This window comes from Leptolyngbya sp. DQ-M1, assembly GCF_039962505.1.
Classification (GTDB): domain Bacteria; phylum Cyanobacteriota; class Cyanobacteriia; order Leptolyngbyales; family Leptolyngbyaceae; genus Leptolyngbya.
The window spans coordinates 262,512-281,039 of record NZ_JAMPLJ010000005.1; the positions used below are offsets into that span (position 1 = coordinate 262,512).

Genomic DNA, 18,528 nt, shown 5'->3' on the forward strand with positions numbered 1-18,528 from the left:
TTAAAAATCAGCGTATTGCGATTGTGAAGTGGGTAAATTTGGATATGATGAACAAATAATTTCGGTGCTTCGCTGTTTCTGGTTAATGAGGAGTCGGTCGATGAGAAATTTGATGGGATTAATCAATCAAAAGCTGAGCTTAGTTGGAGTGGTAGGAGTTTGCGCGATCGCCGTTGCAAATCAGGCTCCGGCTTCAGCCCAAGCCGCTTACGGCAGCTATGTGGGTATTGGTCCTGGAATCGGGTTGACGAGCGGTGATGACGGTGGAAGCAGTGTATCGGCTGTAGTGGCTGGACGTTATAAGTTCCTCAGAGCGCCGATCTCGCTGCGAGCACAAGCGTTTATTGGCAATGGAGTCGCGATCGTTCCAACCGTTTCTTACGATATTCCGCTCAATTGGCAGACTGATGTTTACATCGGTGCGGGTGCTTCGATTCCGCTCGGTGGTGATACGGCGGTGGGAAATCGCACCAGCTTTGCGATTCAGCCGGGCATTGACTACGCACTTCCCAATAGTAATTTAGTCGTGTTTGGCAATGCGGTGATTGCGTTTGATGGCTACCGGGGCGGTGGAGCGGCTGCAACCCTGCAAGGTGGAGTCGGATTGCGCTTCTAAGTTGACGCAATGTTGACGCAATGACGTGACACCCGTAACGATAGAGTGAGTTGCGATCGGATTATTTATGACCGCTCCCCTAAGCTGGACAGAACTCGAAGCCCTCACCGACTTTCAACCCGACCCGATCGACGGTTTAACGAATGCTCAATCCCGATTACGCCTGTTTGGACAGGCTGAATCGGAGGTGCGCGTGACGCTTTATCGTGACTATCATGCCTGGTGTCCCTACTGCCAGAAAATTTGGCTATGGCTAGAAGAAAAGCAAATCCCGTACCGCATCGAAAAAGTGACGATGTTCTGCTACGGCGAGAAAGAAAGCTGGTACAAGCGGAAAGTGCCATCGGGAATGCTGCCTGCGATCGAGCTTGACGGGCGCATCATCACCGAAAGCGACGATATTCTAATGGCGCTGGAACAAAAGTTCGGTGTTCTGACCTTGGGGATGGAAGATCCGAGAGTGAAGCCGTTGCGCTGGTTAGAGCGACTTTTATTTCGAGCATGGTGCAATTGGCTATGCTATCCATCGATGTCAGCGCGCGAGGAACAGCGCAAGCGTGAAAAGTTTATCGAGGTGATGGCACAGGTCGAAGTAGCCCTCGCTCAAACGCCAGGAGCTTACTTTTTAGAAGAATTCAGCACGGTGGATGTGATTTTCACGCCGTATGTCGAACGCATGAATGCAAGCCTTTATTACTACAAGGGCTACTCGATGCGCGAGGAAAATCCGCGATTTAAAGCGTGGTTTGATGCGATGGAAACTCGATCGACCTATCGTGGCACTCAGAGCGATTTTCACACGCACGTCCATGATTTGCCGCCGCAGATGGGGGGATGCTGGGAAAATGGCGAACCGCAGATGCGGATCAATAAAGCGCGAGTGGATCAAGGATCTTGGTTTGAGTTACCGGATGTGGCTTATCCAGAACCGGAGAACTCTCGTCAAGAGGCGTTGTATCGCGTAATCAAGCATCGATCGAACATTATTCGCGTCAATCCTGCGCCGGATGAATTAATGGATGAAGCACTGCGTTCTGCCTTAACTCGAATGATGACGGGTCGCGTGTGTGTCCCGCCATCGGGTGCAGATGTGGCGCTGCGGTATTTGCGCGATCGCATTAGTGTGCCGCGGGATATGTCGATTTATGCTGCGAAGCGACTGAGAACGGCGTTAGAGGAAACCGCAGCCCTAGTTGGCAGCGGTCAAGGTCTACCGATTCCGGTGAAGCATCGACGTGACCAAGATCCGGCGAACTTTGCCAAACGATAAGCGCTTAGGCAAATGGGGCTTAGACAAATGGGAGAGTATGACCCGCTCCTCGGGGGAAGGTAACCGCGCTTTAGTCAGCAGATGACCCCGTAATGCTAACTACCACAATTTGCAGCAGGATATTCGCGACGAACGCCGCCGACCAGAGCGTCATAATGTTTTTAAGGTTATGACGATCGGCGTTCTGCCATCCCCAAATGAAGGTGTAGATACCGCAGAAAATTCCAAAAATTCCCCAACCGACTCCTTTATCGGGAAAGAGCTTCAGTAGAACGAGAATAAAGCAAACTAGGCTGACAATTGATGCTGCTAAATTAATTAATGTGAGCAGAACTTGCATTCACAAACCCTCAAAAAATCTGTAGCCATAAAAGCATATTACAGAACTAATTGATAAAACTCCTTTGTAAAAAAGAACAATCGAATCAGCCAATATATCAAGGCACTACTGAGAAGCACGATCGTAATTCCAGTGCGCCGCTCAATGCGATCGACAATGCTTACAAACTTGATGTAGTTTGATTTTGGCAGCACGATCGCGGCTAAAACTAATCCCCCTATACCGACCACGATCGGTGCAAAGGCATGAATTCTCAAGGCATGATCAAAGTGACCGTGTAAGAGTTCTAAGGTGGCGCGCGAGAGTCCACAGCCCGGACAGGGAATACCCAGCCCATACCGGATCGGGCATTGCCAGCTTGGTAAACCGAGTAGAATCAGTCCGAAATGAACGGTTGCCGTAGCTGCAAGAATCACACAGAGTTGGCGCGATCGTACCAGTGAAGACAGCATGGTTTAAGTCAACGGCGATGGAACCACAATATACCCGGATGCACGATCGCCCAACACCATATTTTTTTCGGTTCCCCAGTACCACCAGTAGGCAGCTACATACGCACAAATCAAACTATCGAACTGATCTTCAACTGCTTTGAGTTCAGTTCCTTTGTTTGGAATGCTGGGCAGTGTTTCTAACTTTAATCGCGGTTCAATCTGAGGTAATCGCTCTAGGATGAACTGGCGTAATTTTTCGAGTTCCGGTTTGCGCTGTGCGATCGTGCCTTTTTTGTATTTCAGGATTTGACTCAGTTGAAATAAATTCACCATTGCAGGATGCGGAAACACTTCGATTTGATAGCGCCCCGGATGCTGTGGCTCGATCGTCGGCGCGTGTTCAAATCCCCGCGCTTCTAAGCTCAGCCCGACGCCAACGGTACGATCGGCAAACGGCAGCCCTAAGTTTGCTGGATAACAGCCTGCGTGGTAGCGCCCGAAGTGTTTGTGAGCTAAACGATCGGGAAGTCGCATTCCAGTTTGATTCGGAATAAGGGTCGGTGCATCAACGGCAACGATCGCACAATCTGGAGCCTGCTGATCCACCCAGGCAAGAATGTTGTCGATCGAACTCTCTCGCCGCAGGTCTCGCAGCGTTAAGGTTCGATCGACCAGCTCTAAACAGCACAAGCCGCTAGGATTTGAACTCCAGCCTAAATCAATTCCGAGACATCTCACAGTCACAACGTGAAGCGAAGCTACCGATTCTCTTCGGTTCTGAGCCGCTCTACTTCTGCCCGGAGTGCGGCTAACTGTGCGGTGAGTTCTTGCAGTTCAAGCTGGACTTCCGGCGAAGCGGTGGGAACTGGGGTTGCAGTGGTTGTCACCGTGGTTCCAGAATTCATCTCACCCCGCCGTTGAGCCATCAAAGTATCCACATAGCTGCGGGCTTCTTGCTCGGTCATTTCGCCCTTGTTTGCCCATTCGCGGGTGAGTTGGTCGACTTCGGCTTTGATTTTAGTTAAATTAGCTTCGCGCTTTTGCGGGTCTTGGAGAATTTCGACGAGCGATGCAGTCGCTCCAAGTGTGACACGAAAGCTTTTTTGTAAGATGCGAACGACAGTATCAGAATTCATACATCCAGCCCAGCAACTCAATACTTCGATTTTACTGCACGAAGTTTTAGCGACTGCTTTTCTTCAACTTTCAGTCGCCAAGCTTAATTAGATTTGTAAGGCTCAGGTGATCCTACTTAATCGCCATCAGCTTTCTCCAGTCTGCGATCGCGCTTTCACTCCAATACCAGTTTTGGCTGAGGGCTTTGATTTGAAACTGCTCCGGAGCTTCGTCCGAGACTCGATCGCGCAATGCAACCGCCCGCTGTCTGGATTGATTACGTGCATTGCCCTTTTGAGTTTGAGCCTCTTTATTAAACGCAAGTGCGAGTCCTGCCTGTGCCGTCAGTTCCTCGCGTTTTGCCGCGCCTCCAATTTCTCTCGCAAGTTTCGCCGCATTCAGCCAACTCCGACCTGCACGATCGGCATTGCCTTGAGAGTAATAAACAAAGCCCAAAGCATTCAGAACTTGAGGCGTTCGATTGCCTTTCAGCGCCGTTTCAAAATAATTTTGAGCATCATCTAAGCTGTAGCTGCTCTTACGCTGCTGCACCGACTGCCACGCAATTCGACCGCGCAAAAATGCCACGGCTGGATTGTCTAATTTATCGGGGGGCACATTCTGAAATGCAGAATCGGCAGCCGCAAGCTGTCCTTGGCTCAGCAACTCCTCGATCGCATCTTGCCCAGAACGCAAATCACCTTGAGCAAAGCTCCGAGTCGCGGTTGAGACTAAGATATTCGCTCGACTCGGATTCGCTCCGACGGGCTGATCTAGCTCACGCACTGCATCAATCAACTGGCTGGGTGGCGGAGTCGAAGCCCGCCAAGCAGAGAAGCCGACTACGCCTAAAACCGCAGCTACCGCCCCCGAAATTCCTAGCACCAGCCAAGGGTGGCGGCGTGCAGGTCTGGATTTTCGAGTGCCAAAGATGCGATCGACGATCGGTTCTTCGGTGATCTTGATATCTTCAACGTGCAGGTCGGGAGTGGGAGCGGTGGGGGGAGTGACCTGCTGCGTCGGAGCGAGATGGTGTGCCGCTTCTAAGCGCTGAAGATGGCGACGGGCATCACTTAAACTTGGCTCATATTGCAGTGCCATTTTATAAGCCACGATCGCCTCAGTTGGGCTACCCAACTGCTCTAAAGCCGTTCCCATTTCGCTAAACGCCTCTGCACAGTGGGGATCAAGCTCGATCGCTCGTCCATAAGCGACCACGGCTCCACTGAAATCTCGGTTTTGCGCTCGCAGCCTGCCGAGCGTTAGACAGTCTTCTGCAGTGTGAAGCTGGGATTCATCAGTATTAACAGAGAGCGATTCAAAGAACGGTTGCGTCTCTTGCGTTGGCAAAAAGGGATTCTCTTCGGGGTCACGAATTTCCCTCAGCATTTCCAGAATGGCTTGTCGATCGCTGTCTTCCGGCTCGTCAAAGTCTAGATTCGAGAACGATTCATCTTCGAGATCGAGCGGATCACCGATCGCGCTGGCATTGATGCTAAAGGTTGAAGCAACCAGTTGCGAATTTTCCAGTGAGTCGGCTAACGGTGTTGGGGCAGCGGGCTGGAGGTAGCCGTCGAAATCGGGATGCAAATACAAGATCGGCAATGCCCAATACAACTGATCCGAGCCGTAAGACGACAGCAATCCCTGCCGCGCCCGACTCAGACTGAGATCAATCGGGGATCGCTGCCTCAAATTGCGGTAAAACAAGCGGCTGAGCGTCAATGCCACATCATCGGGGATGCGTTCCGCCATTGCCAGCACTGCCGGCATTCCTCGCTTCAATAGCGCTTCGGTCAGATTGCTCGACTCAGTTTCGTTTGCGGGATCAGCCGTTGCTGTATATACGCCGCGACAGGAATTAAATACCGCCATGCGTACTCCATTGTTAACGAGCAATCCGGCAAGATCATCACCGCTCAGCACCTCGGTTAATCCGGTACGATCGCTCACCAGATACAAATCTCCCCCAGACATGCCTAAATTGCTGTGTCCAGCATAATGCAGCACTTGGTAATGCCCTTGTTCCAAAGCTTGGGTCAACTGTTCGCGTCCGGGTTGATCCAGGATGGTTAGATCAATTTCGCCGTTCGTTTGTCGATCGCGTTGCAGTTCATCGCGCAGGTGATCTGCTTCTCGCCGCAGTTCCAGCACTTCTTGATCGGTCGGAGCCGCCAATACCATCAGAATTCTCAGCGGTTGGTTTGGGTCAAGCTCGATCGAGCGATGCGGCTGCAAAATCGTTCCCATGGGTGCAAAAGCAGCCTGATAGCGCGAAAATACGACATCGGTTCCCGTTGCCAAGGGTCGCGCTCCGGCATACAGCACTTCCCACGGTAAACGCGGCAAGCGATCGCCCTTCAGCCCTAACCGCAAGCGCAAGCCTTCGCGTCGATTCTGAGCGATTCCCTGCGCGGTCATCCAGCTATCGCGAATCGTGCCTTGAAATAGCGCATTGTAGAGCGTTTGTCCCAATTCCACTAGGTTGGAGGAAAAACCGTCGCCACCCATTGCCAATTGACCCGATCGCATTCGTCCGCGCAAAATCCCCAACAGCGGATCGTGCATCAAATGGCGAGCTTGTTCCAGCCACTCTTCGACTTGCCAAGTGACCAGTTCTTCTGCCAGCGGCACTCCCGGTGAAACGCGCTCGGTTCTCACCCAATATTCATCGCCTCGCACTGGCGTGACGGAAATGTAGAATTCCTGATTCACAAGCCACCCTCCAACAATTCGCTGCGCTCCTCAACTGGAGTATCGAGGTCATCGCTGCTTTTATTACCACCGACGATCGATCCCGTTCAGGGAAAATTCGCAATCAATTCGCACTCTATAGCATTACAAATTTTTGCCCCGATCGACTGCTTCTGCCTTTGACGCAGGACTGCGATCATAGACGCAATTGACTCCAGACCTAGACGCACCTTTTATCTAAAAGTTACTAAAAGTTCAAGAAAACTTTGCTTTAGCTTTAAGTATTCCCACTCAAAGCATCCGGAGAACCCGCATGATTCCGAGCAAAGAGGAATGGTAGATGCACCCTGATTATTTCCCTCATTCATGCCTAGTGAGTGAGGGTTTTTTATTTGTTCAAGTCTCATCTCCTTTTTGAGATAGAATTTTCACGGTTAAGTTATGTTTCTGCCAACGCTCAAATCGCAGAATCACGATCGAGAGGAATTGAACACATGGCATTCACACAAGCTCCCTTACCTTTTGCAAAAGATGCCCTTGAGCCATATGGCATGAAGGCAGAAACGTTTGACTATCACTATGGCAAGCACCATGCCGCTTATGTCACCAACTTAAACAAACTGGTGGAAGGCACACCGATGGAGAGCATGGCGCTAGAAGATGTGATCAAGCAGGCGTATGGCGATTCGTCGAAGACTGGCGTTTTTAACAACGCAGCCCAGGTTTGGAACCACACCTTTTTCTGGAACTGCCTCAAAGCAGGCGGTGGTGGCGCTCCTACAGGCGAACTGGCTGCAAAAATCGATGCGGCTTTCGGCAGCTATGACAAGTTCAAAGAAGAGTTCAGCAATGCTGCAACAACTCAGTTTGGCAGCGGCTGGGCTTGGCTGGTCGAGGAGAACGGAACGCTGAAGATCACAAAGACTCCGAACGCAGAAAACCCCCTGGTTCACGGTCAAAAGCCCTTACTGACCCTGGATGTGTGGGAACACGCTTACTATCTTGACTACCAAAACGCTCGTCCTGCGTTTATCAAGAACTTCTTGGATAACTTGGTGAACTGGGATTTCGTCGCTCAGAATCTCGCAGCGTAACGTTGGGGTCAATCGATTTTAAGTGAGGTAGGCAACTGCCTCGCTTTTTTGTTTGTCAGGGCGAATAGCCTTATGTTTTCTAGATGACACAGCCTTTACTCAATTACAAAAAACTTTGTACGATCGCACCCACAACGCCAAAAATAACGCAACAATGAAGCTAAACCGCAGATTTTGACCTCTTCATGAATAGCACCGAACTCGCCCGCTACCTTGAACAAACGGGCAATGTAACAAAGCCCTGGTTACTCGCTCAGTTAAGAGTCCTGAAACTGAATGAACAACGATCGCAGATGACTACTGCTGAGTATGAGCAGCGATTAGCAGATATTCACCAGGATTTAATGAACTTGGGTGAATGGTGGGTCGGTCGTGAAGATGAGGTGTTCTAATGCGACGACGCAAGCAGGCAACGGTAGAACCCGATTTGAGCGATCCACAGTTTTTTTTCAATCGAGAACTAAGCTGGATCGAATTTAACAATCGGGTGCTGCATGAAGCATTTGACCCCCGCACACCCTTGATCGAGCGGCTCAAGTTTCTAGCGATCTTTAGCTCAAACTTGGACGAATATTTTATGGTGCGAGTGGCAGCCTTCAAGGAACAAGTCGAGGCGCAAGTCAGTCGCCTCAGTTCAGACGGTCGCACACCCCAAGAACAATTAACGTTAATCAACGAGCGATTGCGTCCCCTTGTGGCAAAGCAACATCGTCATTTTGAGGAAGCGCTGCGTCCTCAGATGGTCGCTCAGGGCATTTATCTTCTGGATTACATCGATTTAAGCCAGGAACAACGCGCTTATTTACACCGGTATTTTGAATCTCAAGTCTTTCCGGTTCTGACTCCGCTTGCGATCGACCCTGGACACCCGTTTCCTTATATTTCTAATCTCAGTTTGAATTTAGCCGTTGTCATTAAAGACAGCGTGACCGATGAGGAACTGTTTGCGCGAGTGAAAGTTCCGAGGGTGCTGCCGCGCTTTATTCCATTGCCGATCGAAACTCAGGATCTCCCCACTTCCGTTGCAAAAAGTCGCGCCACAATTTGGGCAGGCGTTCCGCTTGAACAAGTGATCGCCCATAATCTGGAAGCTTTGTTTCCGGGGATGAACATTCAGGAATATCATCCGTTTCGGATTACGCGCAACGGGGATTTGGATGTTGAGGAAGACGAAACCGACGATTTGCTGATCGCGATCGAGGAAGAACTGCGAAAACGCCGCGTTGGGGGTTCGGTGGTGCGGATGGAAATTAATCCATCCATGCCGCAGCACATTCGATCGATGCTGCTCGAAGAAATGGAACTCACTTCTGATGATATTTACGAAATTGACGGGCTTCTGTGTCTGAAGGATTTGTTTACCCTCACAGGTTTACCGCTTCCAGAACTCAAAGATCCGCCTTGGAATCCCGTAACGCACCCGAAACTAAGACGAGTTGCAGAAGTTCCTGTGACAGAGGCGCTGACGCACGATGAAAACTTTTTTGCGGTGGTTCGTCGTCAAGATATCCTAGTGCATCACCCGTATTATTCGTTTTCTCGCAGCGTGCAGCGCTTTATCGAGGAAGCGGCTTACGATCCGGATGTGCTTGCAATCAAGATGACGCTTTATCGCACATCGGGAGATTCACCGATCGTTCAAGCCCTGATTGCTGCTGCCGAAAACGGAATTCAAGTGGCGGCTCTAGTCGAACTTAAAGCCCGCTTTGATGAAGCCAATAACATTAGCTGGGCAAAGAAACTAGAAAGCGCAGGCGTTCACGTTGTTTATGGGTTAGTCGGGCTAAAAACGCATACTAAATTGGTGTTAGTGGTGCGGCGCGAAGAGGGGCGTATCCGGCGATATGTGCATATTGGCACAGGTAATTACAATCCGAAAACTGCCCGGCTCTACACAGATTTAGGCATCTTTAGCTGTCGTGAAGAGCTAGGAGCCGATTTAACGGATTTGTTTAACTATCTCACCGGATATTCGCGCCAACAGTCTTATCGCAAGCTACTGGTTGCGCCAGTGAATTTGCGCGATCGCATGTTGAGCTTTATTGATCGTGAAATTGAACATCAGCGCAACGGTGGACAAGGGCGGATTGTTGCCAAAATGAATGCCTTAGTTGATCCACGGCTAATTACTGCACTCTATGAAGCATCTCAAGCTGGAGTTCAGATTGATTTGATCGTGCGCGGAATTTGCTGTCTGCGTCCAGGATTAAAAGACATCAGCGAGAATATTCGCGTGGTCAGCATTGTGGGACGCTTTCTCGAACACGCTCGAATTTTCTACTTCAGCAACAATGGCGACTCTGAAGTTTATATCGGCAGTGCGGATTGGATGCCGCGAAACCTCGATCGTCGAGTTGAAGCAGTCGTTCTAGTCGATGAGCCTGCCCTTTCTCAAGATCTGCAAGAGATCCTGGGGATTATGCTGGCAGATAATCGCCACGCTTGGGATTTGCAGCCGGATGGCAAATACATACAGCGACAGCCCCAAGCGGATCAGCCCGAACAAAGTTCGCAGCGCATTTTCATGGACATGGCGCAGCAACAAGCTAGAGAGTGACCCCACACCAAACAATCTAGATCTGGAGGCGAATGTTTCGGCATTCGCCTTTTTTGTGATCTTCGTTCAACAACTTCGTAGACGTGCACTGAATCGCCTCCCTACTTCCTTTGCTCAATGCAGGATTGGCTCAGATTTATTGGCTTTGATCAACTTTTGTATTCCAGGCTACTCTATGAAGAATATTCTTCTGAATTCAAGCTAAATTAATCAGGTTTCCTACTTGTTTCCGTAATATTTCGGAGAAACGAGCAGAACTTTAAACTGTTTAAAAAGACCACGGCAATTCCTCGGATCTAATTTCTAAAACGAGCTAATCTATCTGTGCATCTCCGTGGAATTCCTAGTAGCTTACTTAAGCAAAAACCGACTACTATACTGCCTTAGCACCCTATCCTTTCTTCCGTACTGCCACTGAAATTCAGCAAAAAAACGGACGTATTTCAATTCATAAACAAAGACGAGATAAAGCTCATAAAAAACAATAGAAAATGTCCAGATTTACTGCAAAAAACTCAATCATTTCGATTAAAGTAGGTTGCAGTTGAGCATAGCTACATTGAGACCAATTGAAGACCCCAGTGTGATCTAAAAATGGCAACCAAATTACCCACTGACTCTCTCCCGATCGACGCAGTTGTAACCGAAAGCGATATCGATTTCTCTGAACTCGCATCGCTCGAAAACGAAGATCTTTCACCCGAAGGTTTAGCAAAATCGCTGAGAGGAAAAGCCAGCGAATATCTAGGATTGTCCGATGATTCGGTTGGAATGTTTCTGAGGGAAATGGCAAGATATCCGCTGCTGACTCAAGCTGAAGAAATTGAATTGGCGCGAGAAATTACCAAAGGTGGAATTGTTGGAGAACGAGCAAAGCGAAAATTAGTTCGAGCGAATCTGCGCTTAGTCGTGTCAATTGCCAAAAAATATCTCAATCGGGGAGTTCCTTTCTTAGATTTGATTCAAGAAGGGGCAATGGGTTTAATGAGAGCCGCAGAAAAATTTGACTACGAACGCGGCTACAAGTTTTCAACTTATGCGTACTGGTGGATTCGCCAAGGAATTACCCGCGCCATTGCGTCTCAATCTAGAACGGTTCGCTTACCCGTTCACATGGTCGAAAAGCTGAATCAAGTTCGCAAAGTGCGTCAACTGCTATCTCAAGAACTCGGTCGTAAACCGACAAAGAAAGAGCTAGCTGGTGCGCTCGATATGGAAGAAGATAAGTTAGAGCAGGTTCTAGACGTGAGCCAGCGCACCTTATCGCTTCATGCCTGGGTGGGACGCGATGAAGATACGGAACTTATGCAACTAATCGAAGATGCGGATAATGTTGCGCCGAACGATAACTTAGACCACAAACTCTTGGTCGATCGCCTCAACTCGGTGCTGGATCACCTCAGCGATCGAGAGCGCGAAATCATCAAACTGCGGTTTGGTCTCACCGATGGTCAACACTATACCTTGAGTGAAATTGGTCAGCTTTATGATCTCTCGCGTGAGCGAGTGCGGCAGATTCAGGCAAAAGCGATGAGAAAGCTGCGTCATCCTCGTCGCCAAGCCCTGCTGAAAGATTGGATGTGATTAAAGCTTGTCGGTTGCTATCAGCGATTCGTCTTCTTAGATGAGTCGCTGATTTTTTACATTAACTTTATATTAACTAAGATGAAAGAGCCTATGAAGCTCCATTTCGTCCCGCATCAGAGCAAATAAGTATAAAATCTATTTTGACTCAGTAAGCGTTCAGAACCGGGGTTCTACTAAATTTATTCGGTTAGTCCTTGCGGTAGAGGACTGTGAGATGTACGAATCATTACACTTTTAGTCACATCAATTATTCCGTCCCATGCTGTCTAGTGAGTGCAAAGTGTTGCGTGTTTTAATTGTCGATGATCATGAACTGACCCGCTTTAGCCTGAAGTTGGCACTCCAACGTCAGGAAGGAATTGAGCTAGTGGGTCTTGCTAGCAACGGTCAAGAAGCCGTTGAAATGGCGAATCGTCATTGCCCAGACGTAATTGTTTTGGATTTGCAGATGCCTGTGATGGATGGGCTGAGTGCCTCAACTCAGATTAAGAGCGCTCATCCAAATGTCAAGATTTTGGCGTATTCTTCGCTCGAAGATCCGCAGACTGAGGTAATGCTGCAAACGGCGAAAGTCGATGCGTTTTGCAAAAAGGAAACCACAGTTCAAGATCTAATCGCGATCGTGAATGAACTCGGAGAACAAGCGAACCAGCCTCGCAGTTTTTAGCGAATCCAAAGGTGAGTGAGAAATAGTGACAGTACCCTCGTTCTAGATAGGCTTTGTACGTATCTTGGCGCGATCTCTGAAGTTAGAGATCGCGCTAAACAACAAACTTTAACTGAATGACGGTTTCTCCCCCTTCTTCAGACAGGTTTCCCCCAACGACAGCCCTAATACGATCTGACATTATAAAAACATAAGAGAAGGGCACAACTTATGAAATTCTACGACTGGTATCGCACTCTTGTTCGCAACTCTAAATACCGCTGGTTAGTGATTGCTGGCACTTTGCTCTATTTGTTTAGCCCGATCGACCTTTTGCCCGACTTTGTTCCGCTAATCGGACAGATTGACGACACGGTGATTTTAGGGCTTCTGGTTGCTGAAGTCTCTTCGATGCTGATGGATCGCCTGAAAGCCCAGAAAGAAACGACCAACGCCGCCGTCGATGGTAAGCCGACCGCAGAAGCTGTTGATGTCGAAGCGACGACCGTTCGATAATTTTCGCTCAATTGAATAATTCCTGGAGGCACGAGAAATCGCGCCTCTTTTGCCATAGTTTCTCGAATCCATCTAGAATGGGGGTCTGAGTTTATTTTGTCGCCCATGACTGCTTCTCGCCGCTATCACATCACCACGTTCGGCTGCCAAATGAACAAAGCAGACTCCGAGCGCATGGCTGGAATTCTAGAAACAATGGGCTTTGAGTGGTCAGAAGAACCGAACGAAGCCGACTTGATTCTCTACAATACCTGCACGATTCGCGATAACGCCGAGCAGAAGGTTTATTCGTATCTGGGACGACAAGCACAGCGCAAACAAGAAAACCCGAATTTAACGATCGTCGTTGCCGGATGTGTGGCACAGCAAGAAGGCGAAGCATTGTTACGCCGAGTGCCAGAACTGGATCTAGTAATGGGGCCTCAATATGCAAATCAGCTAGAAGATCTACTAGAACAGGTCTTCAGCGGCAATCAAGTGGTGGCAACTGACCCAATCCACATTGTCGAAGATATTACAAAACCTAGACGGGATAGCCAGGTTACAGCCTGGGTGAATGTAATCTACGGTTGTAACGAACGCTGTACCTATTGTGTGGTTCCAAGCGTGCGGGGAGTCGAACAGTCGCGCACCCCAGAAGCAATTCGAGCAGAGATTGAATCGTTGGCTGCACAGGGTTATAAAGAGATAACCCTGTTAGGACAAAATATTGATGCGTATGGGCGAGATCTGCCGGGTTCTACTCCTGAAGGGCGGCATCTACATACGTTGACTGATCTGCTGTACTTTGTGCATGATGTCCCAGGCATCGATCGCATTCGATTTGCGACCAGCCACCCGCGCTATTTCACCGAACGGTTGATTCGGGCTTGCGCTGAATTACCAAAAGTGTGTGAGCACTTCCACATTCCGTTTCAGTCGGGTGATAACGAAGTCTTGAAAGCGATGGCACGCGGCTATAGCCACGAGCGTTACCGCCGCATTATCGATATGATTCGTCAATATATGCCGGATGCCTCGATTAGTGCCGATGCGATCGTCGGGTTCCCTGGCGAAACCGAAGCACAATTTCAGAATACGCTGAAGCTGGTTGAGGAAGTTGGCTTTGATTTGATCAATACGGCGGCTTATTCTCCACGTCCGGGAACGCCTGCGGCAGTGTGGGAAGATCAGCTTTCTGAAGAAGTCAAAGCCGATCGACTCCAGCGCCTAAACCGCTTAGTGTCGCAAACGGCAGCAGAACGATCGCAGCGCTACGCCGGACGAATCGAAGAAGTCTTGGTCGAGGCGCAAAACCCGAAAGACCCGACTCAAGTGATGGGACGGACACGCGGCAATCGACTGACATTCTTTGCAGGGTCGATCGACGAGTTACGTGGTCAACTGGTCAAAGTCAGAATCACGGAAGTTCGCCCGTTTAGTTTGACGGGACAACCCTTGATTGAAGTTCGATTGTAGAAACGGAGAGGGTGGGATTCGAACCCACGGAACCTTTCGGTTCATTCGATTTCAAGTCGAACGCGATCGACCACTCTGCCACCTCTCCAGGCGCTTGCCTGATTTTAACTCAGTTTGGCGCAAATACGATCGCCAAATCTAAGGAAAAGCGGCTTCTGGATCAACACCGAAAACGTAATCATAATCAAACACGATCGCGTCCGGGTGACGAATCACAGAGAAGCCAAAGCTGCTGATGACTTCAGTTGTGAAGGTGGCGATCGCCAGTTCGATCAGCTTTTTGTCGGCGATCGTTGGAACCTGGACATAGTAATCTCGCCGTGCGAAGAAGAGCTTTTCGTCTCTTGGCACAATGATTTGATTTAAGCGATGGGTTTGCTGGATCGGCTTGAGATAAAGCGTGATGAATTCTTCCTGGTTGCGTTGGAGTCGGTAGAGTCGTTCATGTTGCAGCCAACTCATCCGGAATAGCAGCTTGATGATTTCAAAGCCGAGAATGTAGTTGAAAATATGATTTCTCTCTTCGGTGCTAACCACTACTCGCACCGCAGATTCCAGGATTAGATCGAGTTTTCTTCTCGAATCCTGGGCGGAGTGAATGTAGAACTGGCGGATATAGTTTCTTAAAACGGCTTCAGTCAGTTGGGTCGTGATGCGGAATCGATCTAAATTGAGCTTAACTTTTTGTCTGATTTCGTGATTTTCGATCAGTTTAGAAATGAGTCCATTCGCAGTGTACTCATCGAGAAATTGAGCCTGGGTCGCAGGCGATGCGGCACAGAGCAGATGACACAACGACAGCACGTAGCGCCGCTGATTCCAGGGTAAATTTTCCGCCCACAATCTTGCTTCTGGCGGTAATCTCTGCAAGATATTCTCGATCGACTCGGAGTGTAGGGGGTGAGACATGGCGCGATCGCTGGAAATAAAGCACACTGGCTTAGAGTGCCCAATTTAAGCCATGCAGCAGCAGTCCGATGTCATCATCCCGGTAGAGGCGTGAATCATTCTGTTGATGGAACAGTTTCAAGCGTAGGATTGCTAACCTTAAGTCATTGAATCCGAACAGGAAGTTATTAATATGAATCTTTTAGCATGGATTGTTTTAGGTCTAATCGCAGGTGCGATCGCAAAAGCAATTGATCCCGGTGCTCGTGGTGGTGGAATTTTAGGGACTTTGCTTTTAGGAATTGTGGGTGCACTGGTGGGAGGTAGTTTGTACACCCTGTTGACGACAGGGACGCTAGCAATTACCTCGGCTGGCTTGAGCTTGGGTGGCATTATTGTGGCTGTGCTCGGCGCGATCATTTTCTCGTTTATCTGGAATCGCATCGCTGGACGGGGTGCGATCTAGGGTTGCGTTTGATTAAATTTGCTTTCTAAGCTGAGATTGCCCGTAGCTTTGCACCCGCGAGATTACGGGCAATTTAGCGTCTGTGCCCTGTTTGTCTCCTTGGCACGGGTGGGGGTCGAGAATTTGTTTTAATGGGTCTATGAGGGTCGTGGGCTGTTACTTTGCACTTACTTTTCAGTCCATCCTCGTTAGCCTGTACGAAACCATCCTGCTTCTCCTGCGGGGTAAGGGACTAAAGGATGAGTGTCTGTGGGCAAATTCTAAAGAGGCAAATCATGGACGTTTTAGAGCGGGTGGAATGGCTGCGGCAGCGAACGGAATTCTCTAGTCTGTCATCGGAAGCGTTGCAGGCGATCGCGCAACAGGTTCAAGAACAACAGGTTCAAGAAAATCGCCGCCTTGGACTCGAAGACACGCAGCCTGAAGCACTCTACATTTTGTACGACGGGCATCTTGAGCGGTATCGCACCAGTAAAACGGGCTTGGCAAAGGTCACGAGCTTAATTCTAGGGTCGATCGTCTATCTCAAAGAACTGTTGCTCGATCGCAAGGCAGAAGAAACCACAATTACCCTGAATGACTGTGTGATCTGGACAATTCCACGGGAGGCATTCAAAGCGATCGCTCAACAGTTTCCCGAAATTGCTCAAGGCGTTTCGCAGCAGCTTGCCACGCAGTTAGAGGAAGTGTCTTCGCAACTTGCTTATGAGCGGGAACAACAGATCGCCTTGCGTCCTTATCTTGTTCCAAAAGTTAAACGCGGCATTGTGGGAACCAGCCGCTATGCAGTGCGACTGCGGCAAGACATTAAAAAAGCCGCCAGCGATCGTGGTTCTGTCTTAATCTTTGGAGAGCCGGGACTGGAAAAAGACAATACTGCGGCGTTAATTCACTTTGGATCGAGCGATCGTAAAGAGCCATTAATCAAAATCAACTGCAACACGCTACAACCGAGCGGCGCAGAAATCTTTGGGCGAACGGGTAAGCCTGGATTGCTCGATTGGATTGGGCGCGGCACCATTATGCTGAACAATCTCGAAGATATTGCGCCGGAGTTTGAAGAAAAGTTGGTGCAGCTTTTGAAGACGGGGAAGTTTACGCCGATCGCACGCGAAGGAGAACCGGAACCAGAAGCCCGATCAGTTGAAGCGAGGCTGCTCATGACTTCTGAGAAGATTCTACCGCGATTGGAAAAATGTAAGCTAATTACTCATGTGATCAAGGTGCCACCCCTGCGAGTCAGAAAAGCGGATATTGCCGTTCAAGCAGAGTATTACTTGAGTTTAATTGCTCGCTCGCGAGGCATCTCTAAGCCCAAGATTACACCCGAAGCGTTACGCCGACTCCAAGGTTATGACTTTCCTGGAAATCATGTCGAACTTGAAAGTCTATTGGGACGGGCAATTACTCAAGCAGAAAGCCCAGAACTCACCGAAGAGGTGTTCTGGGCAGCAGGCAATAAAAATCGTCGATTTCGGGTCAATCTGCTTAATGCTTATCCACGATTGCGGCAATTCCTCAGGAGTCCCTGGTGGCCAGATCGGATCAATTACGGCTTTACCTTGGGAGCTTTTGCAGTTATCGTCACCGTGTTAATGGTGGCACCGCAAAGCCGCGATCGTAACTTCGCCTTGAATCTATTCTGGGCATGGTGGTGGATGCTGATTCTGGTTGCATTCCCCTTTGTGGGACGGCTTTGGTGTGCGGTTTGTCCATTTATGATTTACGGCGAACTGGCGCAAAAGATTTCTCTCTGGCTCTATCCGCGTAAGCTACAACCCTGGCCCAGACAAGCGGCTGAGAAGTGGGGCGGTTGGTTTTTGTTTGGTATGTTCACGCTGATTCTACTGTGGGAAGAACTGTGGAACTTAGAAAACACGGCTTATCTATCGGGCTATTTATTGTTGCTGATTACGGCTGGAGCCGTTATCTTTTCTGTGTTGTTTGAGCGGCGATTTTGGTGTCGATATCTCTGTCCGATCGGGGGCATGAATGGCTTATTTGCTAAACTTGCCATGATTGAACTCCGAGCACAGCAAGGAATTTGTTCTGCAACTTGTACGACCTATCAGTGCTACAAAGGCGGGCCGCAAAAAGGCGAAGGCATGGAAACTGGAGGCTGTCCCATCTATTCACATCCAGCGCAGCTCCGGGACAATCGCGATTGTGTGTTGTGTATGACCTGCCTGAAAGCTTGTCCTCACCGATCGGTCGAACTCAACCTGCGTCCACCGGGAATTGAACTATGGACTACCCATCAACCGACTTATCCTGAAGTTTGCTTATTGTTTCTGCTGTTTGGAGCCGTGTTTTTGCATCGGCTTCCTGCAATCCAACAGCTACTGGATATCAATCTACATCTTGATCAATTTAGCTACCACGCGATCGTCTCGGTTCTTGCTTTGATGTTGCCCGGAGCCATTGCACTGTTGTTCGATCAAATAATGAGGCTGTTCAATCGACGATCGCGCCCTTTTCTTGAACTCGCATATGGTTATCTCCCGCTGGTTTTAGGGGCGAGTTTAGCGTACTACTTACACTTGGGACTAAACGAAGCAGGACGCATTCTTCCGGTGACGGCTGCAACCTTCGGCGGTAGCACAGAACTGATGGCAACCTTACCGATCGCAGTCGCTCATCCCGCTGTGATTGAATTCTTACAGGCTGTCACGATCGCGGGATCGTTCTGGTTGAGCGTCTTGCTCACGCAAAAAATTGCTCGACAGCCGATCCGATCGCTTCTCCTGCAACATAGCGCAATGGTGCTGCTTGGATCATTGGTATGGCGGTTAATCGTTGTTGCCTAGATGTTTGATGCTCAGAGTATCAATAATTCCACGAGTCTA

17 protein-coding genes and 1 tRNA gene are annotated in these 18,528 nt (G+C 49.2%); 11 read left to right on the forward strand and 7 right to left on the reverse strand.

All coding sequences use genetic code 11. The features are described 5' to 3' along the window. Window positions 1–100: 100 nt before the first annotated feature. Together NC981_RS17690 and NC981_RS17695 are read left to right on the forward strand one after the other, a co-directional pair. On the forward strand, window positions 101–616 hold the full coding sequence (locus tag NC981_RS17690) for a hypothetical protein (protein WP_348244154.1): 516 nt from the start codon (window positions 101–103) through the stop codon (window positions 614–616). A gap of 67 nt (window positions 617–683) precedes the next feature. Further along, window positions 684–1,886, forward strand: a complete 1,203-nt coding sequence (locus tag NC981_RS17695; protein WP_348244155.1) for a glutathione S-transferase family protein — start codon at window positions 684–686, stop codon at window positions 1,884–1,886. Window positions 1,887–1,956: 70 nt separating this feature from the next. On the opposite strand, the gene NC981_RS17700 is transcribed toward NC981_RS17695, so the two are convergent. The 5 genes from NC981_RS17700 to NC981_RS17720 form a co-directional block, all read right to left on the reverse strand. Continuing rightward, window positions 1,957–2,226, reverse strand: coding sequence for a hypothetical protein (locus tag NC981_RS17700; protein ID WP_348244156.1), 270 nt, complete (start codon window positions 2,224–2,226; stop codon window positions 1,957–1,959). A 38-nt stretch (window positions 2,227–2,264) separates the two neighbouring features. Further along, complete coding sequence (locus NC981_RS17705; RefSeq protein ID WP_348244157.1) at window positions 2,265–2,678, reverse strand: DUF2752 domain-containing protein; 414 nt, start codon at window positions 2,676–2,678, stop codon at window positions 2,265–2,267. A 3-nt stretch (window positions 2,679–2,681) separates the two neighbouring features. Next, on the reverse strand, window positions 2,682–3,398 hold the full coding sequence (locus NC981_RS17710) for a DUF429 domain-containing protein (protein ID WP_348244236.1): 717 nt from the start codon (window positions 3,396–3,398) through the stop codon (window positions 2,682–2,684). 20 nt (window positions 3,399–3,418) lie between these two features. Next, on the reverse strand, window positions 3,419–3,796 hold the full coding sequence (locus NC981_RS17715) for a hypothetical protein (RefSeq protein WP_348244158.1): 378 nt from the start codon (window positions 3,794–3,796) through the stop codon (window positions 3,419–3,421). A 112-nt stretch (window positions 3,797–3,908) separates the two neighbouring features. Beyond that, on the reverse strand, window positions 3,909–6,491 hold the full coding sequence (locus tag NC981_RS17720) for a CHAT domain-containing protein (RefSeq protein WP_348244159.1): 2,583 nt from the start codon (window positions 6,489–6,491) through the stop codon (window positions 3,909–3,911). A 473-nt stretch (window positions 6,492–6,964) separates the two neighbouring features. Between NC981_RS17720 and NC981_RS17725 the strand changes: the two genes are divergently transcribed. The 7 genes from NC981_RS17725 (at window position 6,965) to miaB (ending at window position 14,328) form a co-directional block, all read left to right on the forward strand. Next, complete coding sequence (locus tag NC981_RS17725; RefSeq protein WP_190375885.1) at window positions 6,965–7,564, forward strand: superoxide dismutase; 600 nt, start codon at window positions 6,965–6,967, stop codon at window positions 7,562–7,564. A 185-nt stretch (window positions 7,565–7,749) separates the two neighbouring features. Then, the gene (locus NC981_RS17730) at window positions 7,750–7,956 is read left to right on the forward strand and encodes a hypothetical protein (RefSeq protein WP_190375884.1); all 207 of its coding nucleotides are present in this window, start codon (window positions 7,750–7,752) and stop codon (window positions 7,954–7,956) included. Beyond that, complete coding sequence (gene ppk1 / locus NC981_RS17735; protein WP_348244160.1) at window positions 7,956–10,121, forward strand: polyphosphate kinase 1; 2,166 nt, start codon at window positions 7,956–7,958, stop codon at window positions 10,119–10,121. Before NC981_RS17730 ends, ppk1 begins: the two co-directional genes overlap by 1 nt. Before the next feature lie 594 nt (window positions 10,122–10,715). Beyond that, window positions 10,716–11,705, forward strand: a complete 990-nt coding sequence (locus tag NC981_RS17740; protein ID WP_348244161.1) for a sigma-70 family RNA polymerase sigma factor — start codon at window positions 10,716–10,718, stop codon at window positions 11,703–11,705. A 262-nt stretch (window positions 11,706–11,967) separates the two neighbouring features. After that, window positions 11,968–12,375, forward strand: a complete 408-nt coding sequence (locus NC981_RS17745; protein WP_190375881.1) for a response regulator transcription factor — start codon at window positions 11,968–11,970, stop codon at window positions 12,373–12,375. Between the two features lie 210 nt (window positions 12,376–12,585). After that, window positions 12,586–12,870: a YkvA family protein gene (locus NC981_RS17750; RefSeq protein WP_348244162.1), complete on the forward strand. Its 285-nt coding sequence runs from the start codon at window positions 12,586–12,588 to the stop codon at window positions 12,868–12,870. Window positions 12,871–12,975: 105 nt separating this feature from the next. Further along, the gene (gene miaB / locus NC981_RS17755) at window positions 12,976–14,328 is read left to right on the forward strand and encodes a tRNA (N6-isopentenyl adenosine(37)-C2)-methylthiotransferase MiaB (protein WP_348244163.1); all 1,353 of its coding nucleotides are present in this window, start codon (window positions 12,976–12,978) and stop codon (window positions 14,326–14,328) included. A gap of 3 nt (window positions 14,329–14,331) precedes the next feature. Here miaB and NC981_RS17760 read toward each other — a convergent pair. Together NC981_RS17760 and NC981_RS17765 are read right to left on the reverse strand one after the other, a co-directional pair. Next, a tRNA-Ser gene (locus NC981_RS17760) sits at window positions 14,332–14,416 on the reverse strand. 50 nt (window positions 14,417–14,466) lie between these two features. Then, complete coding sequence (locus NC981_RS17765; RefSeq protein ID WP_348244164.1) at window positions 14,467–15,237, reverse strand: cobyrinic acid a,c-diamide synthase; 771 nt, start codon at window positions 15,235–15,237, stop codon at window positions 14,467–14,469. A gap of 172 nt (window positions 15,238–15,409) precedes the next feature. Between NC981_RS17765 and NC981_RS17770 the strand changes: the two genes are divergently transcribed. Continuing rightward, window positions 15,410–15,682 carry a GlsB/YeaQ/YmgE family stress response membrane protein gene (locus NC981_RS17770; protein ID WP_348244165.1) on the forward strand — a complete coding sequence of 91 codons (273 nt, stop codon included), beginning with the start codon at window positions 15,410–15,412 and terminating at the stop codon, window positions 15,680–15,682. Window positions 15,683–15,957: 275 nt separating this feature from the next. Next, window positions 15,958–18,489 carry a sigma 54-interacting transcriptional regulator gene (locus tag NC981_RS17775; RefSeq protein ID WP_348244166.1) on the forward strand — a complete coding sequence of 844 codons (2,532 nt, stop codon included), beginning with the start codon at window positions 15,958–15,960 and terminating at the stop codon, window positions 18,487–18,489. Window positions 18,490–18,528 lie beyond the last annotated feature (39 nt).